We start from the raw sequence: 17,817 nt of genomic DNA, 5'->3' as shown, positions 1-17,817 counted from the left end.
AATTATTGATCAGCAAATGGCTGAAGAAAAAACAAACGCAGAGGTAGAAACTACTACCGAAGCAACACAACAAGCTGTAGAGACTCCACAGCAAGATCCGCAAGAATTTTTAGAGAACTTTAACTGGGAAAAATACGAGCAAGGTATTGAGCGTGTAGACGATTCTAAGTTAAAGGAATTTGAAGATTTAGTAGCTGAAAATTTCGTTGATACTGCAGATGAGGAAGTAGTAGAGGGGAAAGTAGTTTATATTACTGATAGAGAAGCTATCATTGATATCAACGCAAAATCTGAAGGTGTTATTTCGTTGAACGAATTTCGTTACAACCCAGGTTTAAAAGTAGGTGACAAAGTAGAGGTATTGATCGATATCCGTGAAGATAAAAGTGGTCAATTAGTATTATCTCACAGAAAGGCGAGAACTATTATGGCTTGGGACCGTGTAAATGCGGCTCATGACAAAGAAGAAATCGTTAGCGGTTTTGTTAAATGCAGAACTAAAGGTGGTATGATCGTTGACGTATTTGGTATTGAAGCTTTCTTACCAGGTTCTCAAATTGACGTTAAGCCAATTCGTGACTACGATCAGTATGTTAACAAAACAATGGAATTCAAGGTTGTAAAAATCAATCACGAATTTAAAAACGTTGTTGTTTCTCATAAAGCGCTTATTGAAGCTGATATTGAAGAACAGAAGAAAGAAATCATTAGCCAGTTAGAAAAAGGACAAGTATTAGAAGGTGTTGTTAAAAACATTACTTCTTACGGTGTGTTTATTGATCTTGGTGGTGTTGATGGTTTAGTTCACATTACTGACCTTTCTTGGAGCAGAATCAACCACCCGAACGAGGTTGTTGAGCTTGACCAGAAATTAAATGTTGTAATTCTTGATTTTGATGAAAACAAATCTAGAATTCAATTAGGTCTTAAGCAATTAGAGAAGCACCCTTGGGAAGCTTTATCTGATGAAATTAAGATTGGTGATAAAGTAAAAGGTAAAGTAGTTGTTATAGCTGATTACGGCGCGTTCATCGAAGTTGTTGAAGGTGTTGAAGGTCTTATCCACGTATCTGAAATGTCTTGGTCTACGCACTTGCGTTCAGCACAAGATTTCGTAAATGTTGGTGATGAGGTTGAAGCAGTTGTATTGACATTAGATCGTGAAGATCGTAAAATGTCTCTTGGTATCAAGCAATTGACTCCAGACCCTTGGACTGATATTACTACCAAATACCCTGTAGGTTCTAAGCATAAAGGTATCGTAAGAAACTTTACGAACTTTGGTGTTTTTGTTGAGCTAGAAGAAGGTATCGACGGTTTAATTTACATCTCTGATCTTTCTTGGACTAAGAAAATCAAGCATCCATCTGAATTTACTAACGTAGGTGATACTTTAGAAGTTGAAGTATTGGAATTGGATGTTGAAGGTCGTAAGTTGAGCTTAGGTCATAAGCAGACTACTGAAAACCCATGGGATAAATATGAAACTGAATTTGCTTTAGGTACAGTTCATGCAGCAACCATTTCTGATGTAGTTGATAAAGGTGCAACAATTGAATTTAATGATGATATTACTGCATTTATTCCTCAACGTCATTTAGAAAAAGAAGATGGTAAGAAACTAGGTAAAGGCGATGAAGCTGAATTCAAGATTATTGAGTTCAATAAAGACTTCAAACGTGTAGTAGCTAGTCATACTGCAATCTTCCGTGAAGAAGAGCAACGTAATGTTAAAGCAGCTGTCAAAAGACAAGCAGCTAGCGCAGATGAAGCTAAGCCAACTTTAGGTGATGCTAACGATGCGTTACAAGCGTTGAAAGACAAAATGGAAGCTGATTCTAAGAAGAAGTAATTTCATTAACATACATCCTTGTAAAAGGATTATTGGTAAAAGCCCGGATTTTATATCCGGGCTTTTTGTTTGTTATTGGTTTACATTAAACATAACAAGCAAATTCACGTCAATATGGTATTATTAATCTTGGTTACAAACTTCTTTGATGATGGGTTTTAAAGGAAAATATTCGTCATAGAATCATTTGTTTTACTTTTATATATCTGAGGTCGAAACTTCTGAAAAGGCGAAGTAATCAAGGTATTAGAAAGTGATGAATTCATTAGTTTTCACCTTCTATCAAAAGAGATTAAAAGTAAAAGCCCAGATTATTCATCTGGGCTTTTTTAGTTTTTCATTCAGTCGGTTCCTATTAGGGTTCTAACATAAATGAATTACTAGTGGAGATTGTAATAGTAAAAGAGTAATAAATATGCTGTTTTACTTTATACTAACTTTAATACACCTTTTTCTTCACGAACCAAATATCTTCTAAGCTTAGATTTAAAGTGAGCAAGTGGTAGTTTTCTTTGACCAAAACGTTTTGCAAAAGCCCTTTAGAACCATAGCTATATGAAAGGTTGATCATAGAATGTGTTCCTCTACTTGTAGGTATACCAATACCGGCAGTAAAATTGTAACCTTCAACTTTCTCGTCACTTATGGCTAAATAACCGTTGTCATAGTTGTACCCTAATCTATAGGCTATTCTTTGACCGTATTTGTAACTAGTAGGGTCTTGAATATATTCTAGACCAAAAGCGTATATATCTTGGTCTTCATAACTTCCTATATTTTCAGACTGATCGGTGTCCGTCCAAAAGTTCTTTTTATAATCTGCACTAAAAGTTAATTCTTCAATAGGTTTAATGCTCATACCAAAACCGAACTCTAGAGGTAATTTAAAGTCTGAAACAGTGTCAGAAGTGTCGTCTTCTACAGAAATTTCAATTCCGGATAATGACTTATCTACCGATCGTTTTAAGTTACCACCTAAACTAGTGGGTAATTGCACCGTACTACCAAGGGTGATTTTGTCATTAACATCATATTGCAAACCAAAACCTAGTCTGGCACCACTATAATTCGTTTTTTCTACAGATTCGAAAGCAGAAGCGCTATAAATGAACGATTCTGTCTCTTCAATATTACCGAATAAGAACGAAGCACTTAATCCTAATCTAAGTTTTGGGGTAAGTGCATAACCTACATTAAGTCTAATATCATTTAGTCCGCCCAAGCCGGTTACATTACTTTCAAAAGTATCTGTTGATCCCTCTATGTTGCTACTTACTCCAAGTAGCGAATATCCAACATCACTATAAGGTACCATAGTGATACCTGCTCCCAAATTTTCTGCAATTCTAAATCCGAATGCGATATTGGAAAAATTGACGTTAGACTTTCCTTCTGTGTCCGATGTATTGCTATAGCTGTTGAATTCTCCTGTTACCCCAATATCATATAGAAAAGAGTTTTGTGGAATTAATGCGTAATTGGCTGGGTTTAAGTTGTTGAGTTCGTAAGGTGATTTTATACCAATGCCACTATAGCCCAAACTATTGAATTTTCCGATACTGGTTTGGTTGATCACCCCTAATCCGTATAGTGAATATGGAGAACTGGTAAGGGCTTCAGACTGTGCTGAAGTTTGCTGTATGGCAAATAATGTTCCTATGGTAAGATATATAATTTGGTTAATCTTCATCGTAAATACCGTATGTTAATTCTAAAATTGTTTCGTTTTCCCCATTTCCGTTTCCGCTCATAATAAATCGATCTACAGTAGAATTGTAATCTACGGGAAGTAAGATTAAAGCATCATCAAGATCTCTGTCTTTTAGATAAAGTTCTTCTAAATAATAAGACAAGGATATTTCGTAATAGATGTCATTGAATTCTTGATTGTCTCTGTTAAGTATTGCATATGAAGTAGAAGTCAATGTTTCGGTCAAATCATTGTTTTGGTCCACTACATATACTGCGAGTGTGTCTCTCAATTTAAGGTTGTCGTTATAAGATTGTGCAACCGGTTTAATTTTTAAAGTGCCGTCTAAAATGGTGCCGCTACCAGGTATGTCATATAGACTGGTTATGCTTGGAAATTGTACCCGCATGGCTATACCGACACCAGAATGAATATAACTTTGATTATTAGATTCAGAGCTTGCCAAGTTTACCTTACTATCGGTTAATGTTTGTAACGGTGTTATTGGGTTTTCTGCGGTAATGCTGTTAAAAAATGGAATTGGAGTGGTAGTTGCGTCTATTTGTATGTCTATATACTCTTGTTCTAATTCAAATTCAGTATCTGTACTATAATAAAGTCGCATGTACGTGTTTTCAGAAGATTTTGAAAAACCGATGATAGAACCGTTATCGGTTTCATCAGGTAAAAGTCCGATCCCTTTAAAATAGTCTCGGTATTCATCAGAGTTTACTATATCTTTTTCCTGTAGTTTAGAGAAAACATCTGAACCAAAATCATCGATCAATTTAATGGTTATAGAATCTCCTGCCAATGGTCTTGGGTTATACTCGTAAAAACCTAAGTCCTCTTCATCATAAGTTATACTACTGGTGTTGTAGAAGTAGTCATCACTATCCGGTCTTAAGTTCTCAGTGATTTTTTTAATGTGTATGGTGTTTTTCTGCAAGGTGTCATTGTAATAATATTGGTCATAACCCAACACCATAACAAGACTGTCGAACACCGCTTCAGAATCAATGGTATACGAATCTGGTAAAAATTGCATGTAGCTAGATGTTGTCACTGTGCCAAAAACATCATCAATATATCTTCCTGTAAGAATTCTAGTAGATTCGGATGTGACTAAACTATCAAATTTCATTGTAGAGGTACTGACTGTTAGTGTGTCAATCAGTATAAGTCTAATATTACTGTCTGTAAAAGTTTCACCTGCTACAAAATCAGAATCATTGTAAACTTCATCGCTGCAAGAAATAGCAACTATCGTCAATAAACCACCAATCATTATGATGTGTAGCGCACGTAGTTTGTTTAAGAACACCTTCATTTAAAATTTAATTTTCATCAAAACTAAATAGCAAGTACGGTTGTAAAAACCTGAATAGACGAATCGGTAATGTTAAGGGATGAATGCTGTTATTTGAACTATTAATGAAATGTTCGTGTTCGTAGATAAAAACTGGGTTTTGGTATGTTAAAAACCAATCTTAATCTATTGTGTTTTTTAGAACGTTAGGGTCTCTAGTAGATTTGATCTTTTAAAGAAAGAACCTTAAAACAAAAACGTAATGAATAAAAGAAAATCGTATATGTACAAAATTACTGGTATGGCACTGTTGGCTATGGTAATTACAAGTTGTTCAAGTGATGATGACGATGACGATTTAGGTAACTGGGTAGATAAATCTGTTTTTGATGGCAGCCCTAGAAGTAGTGTATCTGGTTTTACAATAGATAATGTTGGTTACATGGGTGTTGGTTATGATGGTGATGATTACCTAGCTTCGTTTTGGGCATATGATATAGAAGGAGATTATTGGTCTCAAAAAGCCGATTTTCCTGGGGCGGCAAGAAATGCGGCTGTAGGTTTTGAAATAGATGGTACGGGGTATATTGGTTCTGGTTATGATGGTGTTGATGAACTGACCGATTTTTATAGTTATGATGTAGCTTCAAATACATGGACGGAGATTGCTGCGTTGCCCACTGCAAGAAGAAGTGCTGTTGGGTTTGGTGTAAACGGATTTGGATATGTAGGTACTGGTTACGATGGTGAAAACGATAGAAAAGATTTCTATAAATATGATCCTACAACCGATACTTGGACAGAATTAGTTGGTTTTGGTGGAAACAAAAGAAGATCGGCAACTACATTTACCATTGATGGTTTGGTGTATTTAGGTACCGGAGTGTCAAATGGTGTCTACTTAGATGATTTTTGGGTATTTGACCCTACTACAGAAAGTTGGACTTCTAAATTGGATCTTGATGAAGAGGATGATTATTCAATTGCAAGAAGTAACGCTGTTGGATTTACGTTAAACGGTTACGGTTATATAGCGACCGGAGAGTTAGGTGGTGCTACCAATACAGTTTGGGAGTATGATCCAGCTTCAGATGAATGGGAACAAAAAACTTCTTTTGAAGGAGCAACAAGACAAGACGCCATTGCTTTTTCAAATGGTAGCCGAGTATTTATCGGTATGGGAAGAACAGGTACTTTATACTTAGATGATTTAGATGAATTCTTTCCTTTGGATGAGTATGATGATGAAGATTAATTTTCAATGTGAGTGTAATTGTTAATTTTTTTGGGTCAATCTGTAAAGGTTGACCCATTTTTAAACATATATTTATGAGTGCTACCGTAAAATATTCGCTTGTAATTGTGCTATTTTTGGTACTTGGGTTAGGCTATTCAATTTACAATCAACCTGTAGCCAATGAAAATAAATTATTTCATAGCCAGGTGGTAGATTTATATGATGGATATGGCTATCAAATAATAAAAGGAGAACGGATAATAATTTTACAAGAGTACATTCCCGGATTGCCAGGTAAACAAAAGTTTACGACTGAAAAGCAAGCTCAAAAAACAGCAAACTTGGTACTGTCGAAATTGGAAAATGGAAAATCACCAATTTTATTACCATCAGATTTGGCAGAATTGAATATTTCTGCCGTGGAAGGTCAATAGTTTCTTTATGCAATTGATTATTAAAAACAGGGTTCAAATTGTTGTTCATATTAGTATATGGATATTGTTGTACGGACTCACATTTTACCCTGTTTTAAACGATGCAAGACCAATACCGTCTGATGTATTCCCTAAGGTCATTGTAATCATTATTCTTTTTTATATCAATTACTTTTATTTGGTACCTGAGTATTTACTGAAAAAAAGTGTTCTTTTTTACATATTGGTCTCCTTGGGTTTATTGGCAATTTCAGTGTTGTTGATCAACCACTTTTATGAGCCAAAATTTCCTGATAATTTTTTCTTTAACCGAATACGACCAAGGGGCTTTATGATTATGCCTTATTATAAGTTGTTTTTAAATTTAGGAATACCATATGTAATAAGTGCTATTTTAAGAATGTATGTAGAGTGGAAACGTAATGAGAACTTGCGTTTATCGGTTGAAAAAGAGAATATTAAGTCTGAGTTGCAGTTCTTAAAAGCTCAATTGAATCCACATTTTTTATTCAATTCCCTAAATACTATTTATGCCTTATCTGTAAAAAAATCTCCAGATACTTCTGAAGCTATAGTCGACTTGTCTGAGCTAATGAGATATATGATTTATGAGGCAGATAAAGATTTGGTTCCCTTAAATAAAGAAATCGATTATATAAAAAGTTATATTCAATTACAGCGGTTACGATTATCTGATAGTGAAAACGTATCTTTAAAAATAACAGGGGAAGATAGAGGTAGGGCGGTACCTCCTTTAATGTTTATTTCGTTTATAGAAAATGCCTTTAAATATGGTACGGACTATAAAGGTAAAACCTATGTTAAAATAACTTTGACCATTACCGATACCTCTATTTATTTAAACGTAAAGAATAAGATTGGAATTTTTAGGGAGCCTACCAAAAACTCAGGTATAGGTCTTGAAAATATTAGAAATCAATTAAAATTGATATACCCTGGTCTTCATAAACTTGAAGTCGAAAATGACGGTAAAGATTACGAAGTATCATTAACCATTTACCAAAAACATTCTAGCCTATGAAATGTATAATTATAGATGACGAGCCATTAGCCATTGAAATTCTTTCTGGTTACTGTGAAAAGCTAGATTTTTTAGACTTGGTTAATACGTATACCAATCCGCTTGATGCGATTACAGAAATAAAAAAGAAGAAAATCGATTTAATTTTTTGTGATATCGAAATGCCCCAAATTAACGGAATTGATTTTATGGGAACTTTGGATAATAGACCATTGTTCATATTCACTACCGCTTATTCGCAATATGCAGTAGATGGTTTTGAGTTGAATGCGGTAGATTATTTGGTAAAGCCAATACCATATCACCGTTTTATAAAATCTGTGTCAAGAGTACAAGATCTAATATCTAAAAAGCAAAAACCTATTATGGAAGCAAATGTTTTCTCCTCTACCGGTGATAGTACAGTTGAAAAAAAGTTCATTTTTGTTAAGGCCGAGTACGAAAGTATTAAGATAGATTTAGACCAAATTGAATATGTACAAGGCTTAAAAGATTATTTGAAAATCCATATAGCCAATACAAATAAGACTATTTTGACCCTTATGAGCTTTAAGGAAATCATGAGTAAATTACCTTCTAACCAATTTCTTAGGGTTCATAAATCTTACGTGGTCAATGTAAATTATATTAAAACGGTACAACGTAATAGAATTGTTATCAACGATATGCGTATACCAATAGGTGAAAGCCATAAAGAAGCTTTCTTTTCTATTTTGGGCTTATAGATAATACATACAAAGAAGTAATTTTATTTTTTTGAACTTCCAACCTAATTTAAGCTATCAAAGTTTAGATAGAATTCTCTATTTTTGTTAAGCTAAAAGCACGGGTGCCCATTATGAGTCAAAAAGTTTTACTCTCTTCCAAAGAAATACATATCATCCTGCATAGATTGGCTTGTCAATTGCTTGAAAATCATTTAAGTTTTGAAAACACCGTTTTAATAGGTATACAGCCTAGGGGTAAATTCCTTGCCGAACGATTAAACAAAATATTAAAAGAGGAGTATAAAGTAAAGCAGATAGACCTCGGTTTTTTGGACATTACTTTTTATCGTGATGATTTTAGAAGGGGAGAAAAGACCTTGGAGGCTACCAAAACGAAAATTGATTTTTTAGTAGAAGATAAGAACGTCGTCTTAATAGATGATGTTTTGTATACAGGTAGAAGTATAAATGCCGCATTAACCGCCTTGCAATCTTTTGGAAGGCCTAAAGATGTAGAGCTTTTATGTTTAATAGACCGTAGGTTTAGTAGACATTTGCCAATACAGCCAAACTACAGAGGCCGTCAGGTCGATGCCATAAACGATGAGAAAGTAAAGGTGATGTGGGAAGAAAATGATGGGGAAGATATTATATATTTAGTAAATAGATAAGAAAATGAGCGAACTGAGTGTTAAACACTTACTGGGAATAAAATACCTAAAGGAAACCGATATTCAGCTTATTTTTGAAACTGCCGATCATTTTAAGGAAGTGATCAACCGATCAATTAAAAAGGTTCCTTCACTTAGAGATATTACGATTGCCAATATATTTTTCGAAAACAGTACAAGAACAAAATTGTCTTTTGAATTGGCAGAAAAACGTTTATCTGCAGATGTATTAAACTTTTCAGCCAGCCAATCATCGGTAAAGAAAGGGGAAACTTTAATTGATACCGTTAATAATATCTTATCTATGAAAGTGGATATGGTGGTTATGAGGCATCCTAACCCTGGAGCGGGTATATTTTTATCGAAGCATGTAAATGCATCTATTGTCAATGCTGGTGACGGTGCACATGAGCATCCTACACAGGCATTACTGGATTCTTATTCTATACGAGAAAAACTTGGTGATGTTGCTGGTAAAAATGTAGTTATTGTAGGTGATATTCTTCACTCAAGGGTGGCGCTCTCAAATATTTTTGCTCTCATATTACAAGGAGCAAATGTTAAGGTATGTGGGCCTAAAACTTTGTTACCTAAATATATAGAATCTTTAGGTGTAGGTGTAGAAACAGATTTGAGGAAAGCGCTGGAATGGTGCGATGTAGCAAACATGTTGCGTATACAAAACGAAAGGTTGGATATATCATATTTTCCGACCACCAGAGAATACACCCAACAATTTGGAGTGAATAAAAAACTACTTGATAGTTTGGATAAAGAAATTGTAATTATGCACCCCGGACCAATAAATAGGGGAGTTGAAATTACAAGTGATGTTGCCGATTCAAAACAATCAATTATTTTGAATCAGGTAGAAAATGGAGTTGCCATTCGTATGGCGGTAATTTATTTGTTAGCATCTAAAATTAAATGATATGATTTTTACAAAAGAAGAATCGTTGATTATTGTTTCTCAAGAAGAAATTTCTATTGAGCGTTTTTTGGAGAATTTGCAAAAGGAATATGCAAAATTAAAGAACGATAATTTGGTGTTAGACTTATTGAGTTTCACTAAGTTGACGCCTTATAACGTTATTTCGTTTTTAGAAATAGCTAGAATGCATAAAAAGAATGAACAGTCGTTCGTTTTAGTATCAGATAAGGTGTCTTATGATGATGTACCAGAAGAAATCAATTTAGTGCCCACGCTTCAAGAAGCTAGGGACATTGTTGAAATGGAAGAAATAGAACGTGATTTGGGTATTTAAATATATCCATTGAACGAATATGAATAATTAAGTATTTTTTATGCACCTCACTGTATTGGGTTGTTATGCGGCAACACCAAGAACCCTTACCAACCCAACTTCACAAGTTCTCGAGATAAATAATCATGTTGTTTTAATAGATTGTGGAGAAGGTACGCAAGTGGAACTTAGGCGGCATAAAATTAAATTTTCTAGAATTAATCATATTTTTATTTCCCATCTTCATGGAGACCATTTTTTTGGTCTACCGGGCTTTATTTCTACAATGCGTTTATTAGGTAGGGATAAAGAATTGCATGTATACGGACCAAAAGGTATTAAGGAGGCTATTACCTTACTTTTAAAGCTTGGAGATTCATGGACCAATTATCCTTTGCTGTTTCATGAGCTTACCAGCAAAGAAACAGAGCTTATTTTTGAGGATGATAAAATAAGCGTAAGCACAATTCCCTTAGATCATAGAGTATATACCAACGGTTATTTGTTTAAGGAAAAGCTTGGTAAACGAAAGCTGAATGTTGCTGCTGTTGAAAAGTATGGTATTGATAAGGCTTATTATAACAATTTAAAAAATGGAAGGGATATAACGTTAGACAATGGTAGTATAGTGCCTAATAAAGAACTTACGTATGACCCACCTAAACCAAAATCATATGCCTTTTGCAGTGATACCATTTACGATGAAAGCTTGGCAGATAAGGTTAAAGAAGTAGATGTTTTATATCATGAGTCTACTTTTTTAGATTCAGAAGCGCATTTAGCGGCAAAAACGAAGCATGCTACAGCAAAACAAGCGGCACAAGTAGCGAAGGATGCCAACGTAAAAACCTTAGTGTTAGGCCATTATTCTACCCGTTATAAATCTATAGTACTTTTTAAAGAAGAAGCGTCAACAGTTTTTCCAAATGTACTTCTTGCCGATGATGGCAAGACTTTCGATTTTTAAACCTTTTAATCCGTTTTTATACCATTTATTTTCCTTTCTTTTTAGAACTTTGTTTATCTTGTTTTTAACACGAAAATGATGCAAAAAGATTTAGGCGATTATAGAAAATCTTACGAGAAAAGTGCGTTGATGGAAGACAGTATATCTGACAATCCTATTCAGCTCTTTCAAACGTGGTTTTATGAGGTGGAAAACTCTGACGGAGTAGACGAGCCTAATGCTATGACAGTATCTACGGTAGGTTTAGATGGTTTTCCTAAGAGCAGGGTAGTACTGCTTAAGAAATATACGCATGAAGGTTTTATTTTTTACACTAACTATAATAGTGAAAAGGGTAAAGCTATCAGTGAAAACCCAAATCTATGTCTATCCTTTTTTTGGGCAAATTTAGAACGCCAGGTAATCATAAAAGGTGTAGCCGAAAAATTGCCCGAGAACCTTTCAGATGGTTATTTTGAGTCTAGACCAGAAGGTAGTAAATTAGGTGCTTTGGTGTCTGAACAAAGTACTGTAATTGATTCTAGAGCAGTTTTAGAAGATAACTTGGCAAGGTTGGAAAAGGAATATTCCGATAAAGAAATAGAAAGACCAAAGCATTGGGGAGGCTATTTGGTAAGACCGGTTTCTATGGAGTTTTGGCAAGGCAGACCTAATAGATTACATGATCGCATTAGGTATACCCTTACAGATGAATATGAATGGAAAATGGAACGATTGGCCCCTTAATACTATAAAATGAAAAATCTATTTTTAATGCGTCACGGAAAATCCTCTTGGGAGTTAAATGTTAGCGATCAAGATAGGGCATTGTTACAACGGGGTATTTCTGATGCACATTTGGTGGCTATGGAAATTGCCCGTCAAAACATTAAAATAGATAAGGTCTATACGAGTCCTGCTAACAGGGCCTTTCATACCTGTATGATTTGTGTAAGAACTATAGAATATCCTCTAGAAAATTGTAGTATAGATTCTAAGCTATATGATTTTTCAGGTGATCAGGTATTTGAGTTTATAAAGAATTTGGACGACACCTTTGAAAATGTGCTCATTTTTGGGCACAATCACACCTTTACCTATTTATCGAACTCCTTGGGTGATAAGCATATAGATAACGTGCCTACAAGCGGTTTTGTTCACTTACAGTTTAAAGAAAATACATGGGCTAACATTTCCCAAGGCTCAACAATACAAACCATATTTCCGAAGCAATTAAAAGCATGATAAAAAATAACAACCAGTACGTAAATAGAGAAATAAGTTGGTTATGGTTCAACGAACGTGTGCTTCAGGAAAGCGCCGATAAGAATGTGCCGTTAATTGAAAGACTTCGTTTTTTAGGTATTTTCTCCAATAATTTAGATGAATTTTTTAAAGTGCGTTATGCAACCGTTAAACGCATTGTAGAAGCTGGTAAAACAGGCAAAAGTGTACTGGGAGGTGAAAAAGCAAAGGATCTTTTAGAAGAGATTACCAACATTGTAATTGAACAGCAAACCAAAAGTTTAACTATTCTTAGAAGAATAGAACACGAGCTAGAAGGTGAAAATATATTCATAATTAAGGAAACGGAATTAAACGAAAACCAAAAGAATTTTGTAAAAGCCTACTTTTTAAAAGAGGTGAGTCCGCAATTAATGACCATTATTCTTAATGATCTTACTCGTTTTCCTACTCTAAAAGATACTGCAGCATATTTGGCAGTAAAAATGGTCATTAAGAGTGACGATAGTAGAAAAGAGAAAAGGTACGCCTTAATTGAAATTCCTAAAGGAATAGATAGGTTTATAGAACTACCAAAAGAAGGTGAAAAAAGTTACATCATTATACTCGATGATTTAATTAGATACTGCCTAGGGAATATCTTTACCATGTTCGAGTATGAATCTATTTCTGCTCACATGATAAAAATTACCAGAGATGCAGAGCTAGATATTGATAATGATCTAAGTAAAAGTTTTATCGAGAAAATATCTTCGAGTGTAGAACATAGAAAAATTAGTGATCCAGTTCGTTTCGTTTATGATAAAAGTATAGGTAGAGACACTTTGACCTTTCTAAAAGAGAAGATGAATATTGAAGATACCGATAGTGTAATACCTGGTGGTAGGTATCATAACCGAAGAGATTATATGGGCTTCCCTAGTTTAGGTAGAAATGATCTTTTATATGATAAGATTACCCCGTTGCCGGTGAAGGGACTTAGTGTAGAAGGCAGTATTTTAGAGAGTATAGCTAAGAAAGATTATTTGCAATATACACCATATCATACTTTTACCTATGTATTGAAGTTTTTGCGCGAAGCGGCGTTAGATCCTAAAGTTCGTACAATTAAGATTACCGTCTATAGGTTGGCAAGTAATTCTCAGATTGCAGCATCTTTAATCAATGCAGTAAAAAATGGAAAGCAAGTAACTGTTCAAATAGAGCTTCAGGCTCGTTTTGATGAGCAAGCGAATATTGAATATGCAGAGCAGTTGCAATCAGAAGGGGTTAAATTAATATTTGGTGTTCCTGGCTTAAAAGTACATAGTAAAATATGTTTGATAGAGCGCGAGGAAAACGGAGCACTAAAGCGCTATGGTTTTGTAAGTACGGGTAACTTTAATGAATCTACCGCAAGAATTTATACAGATTTTACCTTGTTTACGGCAGATGATTCAATACTGAAAGAATTGAACAAGGTTTTTGATTTCTTCGAGACAACATATAAGATAAATAAATATAAGCACCTTATAGTCTCTCCGCATTATACCAAAAATGCATTCATGAAATTAATTGATAATGAGATTGCAAATGCCAAATTGGGCAAAGAGGCATTTATTAAAATAAAGATGAACAGTTTTACCTCATATAAAATGGTAGATAAACTGTACGAGGCAAGTAGAGCAGGGGTAAAGATCCAGTTGATCATAAGAGGTATATGTTGCTTAATACCAGGAGTTGAGGGTATGAGTGAAAACATAGAAGCTATAAGTGTTATAGATAAGTTTTTAGAACATACACGTTTCTTCGCCTTTGCAAATGGAGGTGATACAAAAATGTATATTTCATCGGCAGATTGGATGACAAGGAACCTAGATTATAGGGTAGAAGTAGGTTGCCCCATTTATGATGAGGATATAAAAAAGGAATTAATGGATACTTTTGATATCTGTTGGAAAGACAATATGAAAGCTCGTGTTTTTAATGAAAGGCAAGATAATGCATACCGTAAATCATCTTTACCTAAGATAAGATCCCAGTTTGCTACTTATGACTACTATGCAAAAAAACAAGAATCATAAAAAGTATATTTTTTGAAAGTAAGAAAATTTGCGGCAATTGATATTGGCTCCAATGCCATTAGATTGCTTACACATAATGTTATTGAAGATAAGGGTAAAAAGACCCAATTTAGAAAAAGTGCTTTAGTAAGGGTTCCTGTTAGATTAGGCGAAGATGCATTTACGGTTGGTGAAATATCTGAAGTAAATGAAGCAAGGTTGATAAAAACAATGAAAGCCTTTAAGCTTTTAATCGATGTAGCGGGAGTTGAAAAGTACAGAGCCTGTGCCACTTCTGCCATGAGGGAAGCTAATAACGGAAATGAGATTATAGAAAAGATAGTTACGGAGTCTGGGGTTAAAATAGACTTAATAGATGGTAAACAAGAAGCTGCCATAATTGCCTCAACAGATTTAAAAAACTTGATTAAAGATGACCAATGCTATTTATATATAGATGTTGGTGGTGGTAGTACTGAGTTTACGTTATTTTCTAATGGTAAAATACAGGTATCCAAATCGTTTAAGCTAGGTACTGTAAGATTATTGAACGATATGGTAAAACCAGAAACTTGGAAAAAATTAGAAGAATGGATAAAGTTCAATTTAAAGGACAAGCCTAAATTGTCTATAATTGGATCTGGGGGTAATATCAATAAGCTACATAAACTTTCCGGAAGAAAAGAAGGTGAACCTTTATCTTATATTTGGCTGAACGCGCAGTATCATTTTTTAGATAGCTTAAGTTATGACGACAGAATATCTGAGCTAGGGCTAAATCCAGATAGGGCAGATGTTATTATTCCTGCAACTAAAATATTCTTATCCGCCGCAAAATGGAGCGGGGCTAAAAAAATTCATGTTCCTAAGATCGGGCTGTCAGATGGAATTATAAAAGATTTGTATTATTCAGAAGTCAAATAAACTCGGGCATTAACCGTGTATGCTTTCTTTTTTGCCTAAATCTTTCATGATTTGGGCTTCATATTCTAAAAGACTGTTCCATTTTTTGTTCACTTCGTCAACTTCACCGTACTTACGGGCAAACTTTAAGAACATAGTGTAGTGCCCAGCTTCACTGATCATTAATTTATGGTAAAAGTCGGCTAGTTTTTTGTCTTCCAATTCTTCAGATAATAATCTAAAACGCTCACAACTACGTGCTTCAATAAGTGCTGCATATAGTAATCTATGTACTAACTGGGTAGTTCTACTTCCTCCTTTTGGAAAAAATTTAATCAGTTCAATAACATAATCGTCTTTACGGTCTCTTCCTAAAGAATTCCCTCTTTTTTTAATAAGGTCATGAACCATTTTAAAATGCCCCATTTCTTCTCTAGATAAAGCTATCATTTCTTCTACGAGTTCAGTATACTCAGGGAAAGAAACAATGAGTGAAATAGCCGTGCTTGCCGCTTTTTGCTCACAATATGCATGATCGGTTAATATTTCGTCAATATTCTTTTCTACAATATTGACCCATCGTGGATCGGTAGGTAGTTTTAAGCCTAACATAGATAACTTTTTTTCAAAATTAGAAAGAATTTGTAGACCTAGCGAATTTTAATCAAAAACCTAGACCGCTTCCTGATGAATAATAATTATTTTTGATATAGAGACTATCCAAACAACAACAATGCACAATCAAAAAGATATTCAAGATATATTGATCAAGCATGGGGCACCTGAAAATGTCGCTTGGTTAAAAGGTAAAATTGAAAGCTTGAAGGAAAATAAATCTTCTAAAGATTTATTTATGACCTATAGCTTGTTAAATGCGAAGTTTGATGCGAGTAACGCGATATCATTTGATACGTTAGATACTGATAGTTCGCGCTATTTCAATGAGCATGGAGCAAATATGCTGCAAGTATCGCGTATTTACCTGCTAGCTGAGGTTCTTCGGCAAGATGTCGAATTTTATACGCCTAAGGTCGCCAATATCATACAAGTGGCAGATACTGGTGAATTAGAGACGTTTTTAAAATACTTGGTTTTACTTCCTAATCCTGAAGCTTACAAGCAAACAGCGGTAGAAGCGTTGAGAACCAACATAGCTACTATATTCGATGCTATAGCGATGAACAATCCATATCCTGCAAAATATTTCAATGACCAACAATGGAACCAGATGTTTTTGAAAGCTGCTTTTATGGAGCGAGATCTTTCGCAAATAGAAGCTATTGATGAAAGGGCAAATGAAGATTTGACCAGAATCATTTCAGACTACGCACATGAAAGGTGGGCTGCTGGAAGAAAAATAGACCCGTTGTTTTGGAGACCTGTTTCTAAGTTTTTAAACGAACAGCTTTTAGATGATATGAAGACTTTGCTTAACAGCGATGATGATGTGGAGAATAAAGCTGGGGCACTTTGCTGTTATAATTCAGAAAATGAAAAGGCATTAGCGCTTTTAAATGGAAAGCCAGAGCTAAAACATAAAATAGCCGACGAACAAATAACCTGGAATACGATTAAACAACAATAGAATGGAAGATAAAATGATGATTATTGACCCGCATGTTCACATGACGTCAAGAACAACAGATGATTATGAAGCAATGGCGGCAGCGGGAGTTGTGGCAATAATAGAGCCTTCATTTTGGTTGGGTCAACCAAGAACCCAAGTAGGTTCTTTTCAAGATTACTTTAGTAGCCTAGTAGGGTGGGAGCCTTTTAGGGCCAGTCAATTCGGTATTAAACATTATTGTACTATAGGCTTAAATTCTAAGGAAGCCAACAACGAAGCTTTAGCCGAACAGGTTATTGAGTTATTGCCTTTATACCTGCATAAAGAAAATGTGGTTGCCATTGGTGAAATAGGCTATGACGATCAAACTCCTGCAGAAGACAAGTTCTTTAGAATGCAGTTAGATATGGCTAAGGAATTAGATATGACCGTTCAGGTTCATACACCGCACAGGGATAAAAAGGCGGGTACCATAAAGAGTATGGAGGTATGCTTGGAGCACGGTTTGGACCCTGCCAATGTTATCATAGATCACAATAATGAGGAAACGGTAAAAGAGGTACTTGACCGTGGGTTCATTGCAGCTTTCACCATTTATCCAAAAACAAAAATGGGCAATGATCGTATGGTTGAGGTGGTAAGAAAATATGGTAGTGACAATATCATAGTAGATAGCTCAGCCGACTGGGGTGTTAGTGATCCATTAGCTGTGCCAAAGACAGCTAATTTAATGTTGAAGAAGGGTATTTCTATGGAAGATGTTAGAAAAACCTGTTACCAAAATGCCTTAGATGCTTTTAGCAAAAATGGTAAAATGAAAGAAGCGCATTGGTTACAACCCGATAGTATCAATCAAACACAACTATTTAACGATAATAGTGTTCTTAGAGGTCAAAAGCCGAGAATAGACGAGGACCAAATCATATAA

18 protein-coding genes are annotated in these 17,817 nt (G+C 34.8%); 15 read left to right on the top strand and 3 right to left on the bottom strand.

Going from position 1 to position 17,817, the window contains the following annotated elements:
- The first annotated feature begins 16 nt into the window (after positions 1 to 16).
- Complete coding sequence (rpsA, locus tag EXIGUO8A_RS01695) at positions 17 to 1,852, top strand: 30S ribosomal protein S1 (protein ID WP_159301705.1); 1,836 nt, start codon at positions 17 to 19, stop codon at positions 1,850 to 1,852.
- 439 nt (positions 1,853 to 2,291) lie between these two features.
- Here rpsA and EXIGUO8A_RS01690 read toward each other — a convergent pair whose 3' ends face one another.
- Positions 2,292 to 3,542 (bottom strand): OmpP1/FadL family transporter, encoded by a 1,251-nt coding sequence (locus EXIGUO8A_RS01690; RefSeq protein ID WP_159301704.1) that lies wholly within the window; start codon positions 3,540 to 3,542, stop codon positions 2,292 to 2,294.
- Entirely contained in the window at positions 3,532 to 4,872 is a 1,341-nt protein-coding gene (locus tag EXIGUO8A_RS01685) for a DUF4270 family protein (protein ID WP_236564412.1), read from the bottom strand. The genes EXIGUO8A_RS01690 and EXIGUO8A_RS01685 overlap by 11 nt, the downstream gene beginning before the upstream one ends.
- Before the next feature lie 241 nt (positions 4,873 to 5,113).
- Here EXIGUO8A_RS01685 and EXIGUO8A_RS01680 point away from each other — a divergent pair, with 241 nt between their 5' ends.
- The 12 genes from EXIGUO8A_RS01680 to EXIGUO8A_RS01625 all read left to right on the top strand — a co-directional run bounded on the left by EXIGUO8A_RS01680 (position 5,114) and on the right by EXIGUO8A_RS01625 (position 15,343).
- Positions 5,114 to 6,106, top strand: coding sequence for a Kelch repeat-containing protein (locus tag EXIGUO8A_RS01680; protein WP_159301703.1), 993 nt, complete (start codon positions 5,114 to 5,116; stop codon positions 6,104 to 6,106).
- A gap of 74 nt (positions 6,107 to 6,180) precedes the next feature.
- Positions 6,181 to 6,522, top strand: a complete 342-nt coding sequence (locus EXIGUO8A_RS01675; protein ID WP_159301702.1) for a DUF4907 domain-containing protein — start codon at positions 6,181 to 6,183, stop codon at positions 6,520 to 6,522.
- Between the two features lie 7 nt (positions 6,523 to 6,529).
- Positions 6,530 to 7,564, top strand: coding sequence for a sensor histidine kinase (locus EXIGUO8A_RS01670; protein ID WP_159301701.1), 1,035 nt, complete (start codon positions 6,530 to 6,532; stop codon positions 7,562 to 7,564).
- Complete coding sequence (locus tag EXIGUO8A_RS01665; RefSeq protein ID WP_159301700.1) at positions 7,561 to 8,289, top strand: LytR/AlgR family response regulator transcription factor; 729 nt, start codon at positions 7,561 to 7,563, stop codon at positions 8,287 to 8,289. Before EXIGUO8A_RS01670 ends, EXIGUO8A_RS01665 begins: the two co-directional genes overlap by 4 nt.
- Before the next feature lie 113 nt (positions 8,290 to 8,402).
- Positions 8,403 to 8,942 (top strand): bifunctional pyr operon transcriptional regulator/uracil phosphoribosyltransferase PyrR, encoded by a 540-nt coding sequence (gene pyrR / locus EXIGUO8A_RS01660; protein WP_116769813.1) that lies wholly within the window; start codon positions 8,403 to 8,405, stop codon positions 8,940 to 8,942.
- Positions 8,943 to 8,946: 4 nt separating this feature from the next.
- Entirely contained in the window at positions 8,947 to 9,873 is a 927-nt protein-coding gene (locus EXIGUO8A_RS01655) for an aspartate carbamoyltransferase catalytic subunit (RefSeq protein ID WP_159301699.1), read from the top strand.
- A 1-nt stretch (position 9,874) separates the two neighbouring features.
- Positions 9,875 to 10,207 (top strand): ribonuclease Z, encoded by a 333-nt coding sequence (locus EXIGUO8A_RS01650; RefSeq protein ID WP_116769811.1) that lies wholly within the window; start codon positions 9,875 to 9,877, stop codon positions 10,205 to 10,207.
- Positions 10,208 to 10,247: 40 nt separating this feature from the next.
- Positions 10,248 to 11,153, top strand: coding sequence for a ribonuclease Z (locus EXIGUO8A_RS01645; protein ID WP_159301698.1), 906 nt, complete (start codon positions 10,248 to 10,250; stop codon positions 11,151 to 11,153).
- A gap of 78 nt (positions 11,154 to 11,231) precedes the next feature.
- Positions 11,232 to 11,879 carry a pyridoxamine 5'-phosphate oxidase gene (pdxH, locus tag EXIGUO8A_RS01640; RefSeq protein ID WP_159301697.1) on the top strand — a complete coding sequence of 216 codons (648 nt, stop codon included), beginning with the start codon at positions 11,232 to 11,234 and terminating at the stop codon, positions 11,877 to 11,879.
- Positions 11,880 to 11,888: 9 nt separating this feature from the next.
- Positions 11,889 to 12,377, top strand: a complete 489-nt coding sequence (locus tag EXIGUO8A_RS01635; RefSeq protein WP_116769809.1) for a SixA phosphatase family protein — start codon at positions 11,889 to 11,891, stop codon at positions 12,375 to 12,377.
- Complete coding sequence (ppk1, locus tag EXIGUO8A_RS01630) at positions 12,374 to 14,440, top strand: polyphosphate kinase 1 (protein WP_116769808.1); 2,067 nt, start codon at positions 12,374 to 12,376, stop codon at positions 14,438 to 14,440. The genes EXIGUO8A_RS01635 and ppk1 overlap by 4 nt, the downstream gene beginning before the upstream one ends.
- 12 nt (positions 14,441 to 14,452) lie before the next feature.
- Positions 14,453 to 15,343 (top strand): Ppx/GppA phosphatase family protein, encoded by an 891-nt coding sequence (locus EXIGUO8A_RS01625; RefSeq protein ID WP_159301696.1) that lies wholly within the window; start codon positions 14,453 to 14,455, stop codon positions 15,341 to 15,343.
- A 9-nt stretch (positions 15,344 to 15,352) separates the two neighbouring features.
- On the opposite strand, the gene miaE is transcribed toward EXIGUO8A_RS01625, so the two are convergent.
- Positions 15,353 to 15,934, bottom strand: coding sequence for a tRNA-(ms[2]io[6]A)-hydroxylase (gene miaE / locus EXIGUO8A_RS01620; RefSeq protein ID WP_159301695.1), 582 nt, complete (start codon positions 15,932 to 15,934; stop codon positions 15,353 to 15,355).
- Between the two features lie 121 nt (positions 15,935 to 16,055).
- Here miaE and EXIGUO8A_RS01615 point away from each other — a divergent pair, with 121 nt between their 5' ends.
- Both EXIGUO8A_RS01615 and EXIGUO8A_RS01610 read left to right on the top strand, forming a co-directional pair.
- Positions 16,056 to 16,907: an EboA domain-containing protein gene (locus tag EXIGUO8A_RS01615; protein ID WP_159301694.1), complete on the top strand. Its 852-nt coding sequence runs from the start codon at positions 16,056 to 16,058 to the stop codon at positions 16,905 to 16,907.
- 1 nt (position 16,908) lies between these two features.
- Complete coding sequence (locus EXIGUO8A_RS01610; RefSeq protein ID WP_116769804.1) at positions 16,909 to 17,817, top strand: TatD family hydrolase; 909 nt, start codon at positions 16,909 to 16,911, stop codon at positions 17,815 to 17,817.

This window comes from Maribacter litoralis (assembly GCF_902506355.1).
GTDB lineage: Bacteria > Bacteroidota > Bacteroidia > Flavobacteriales > Flavobacteriaceae > Maribacter > Maribacter litoralis.
The sequence above is the reverse complement of the archived record's forward strand: the minus strand, read 5'-3'. Positions and strand labels throughout refer to the sequence as shown.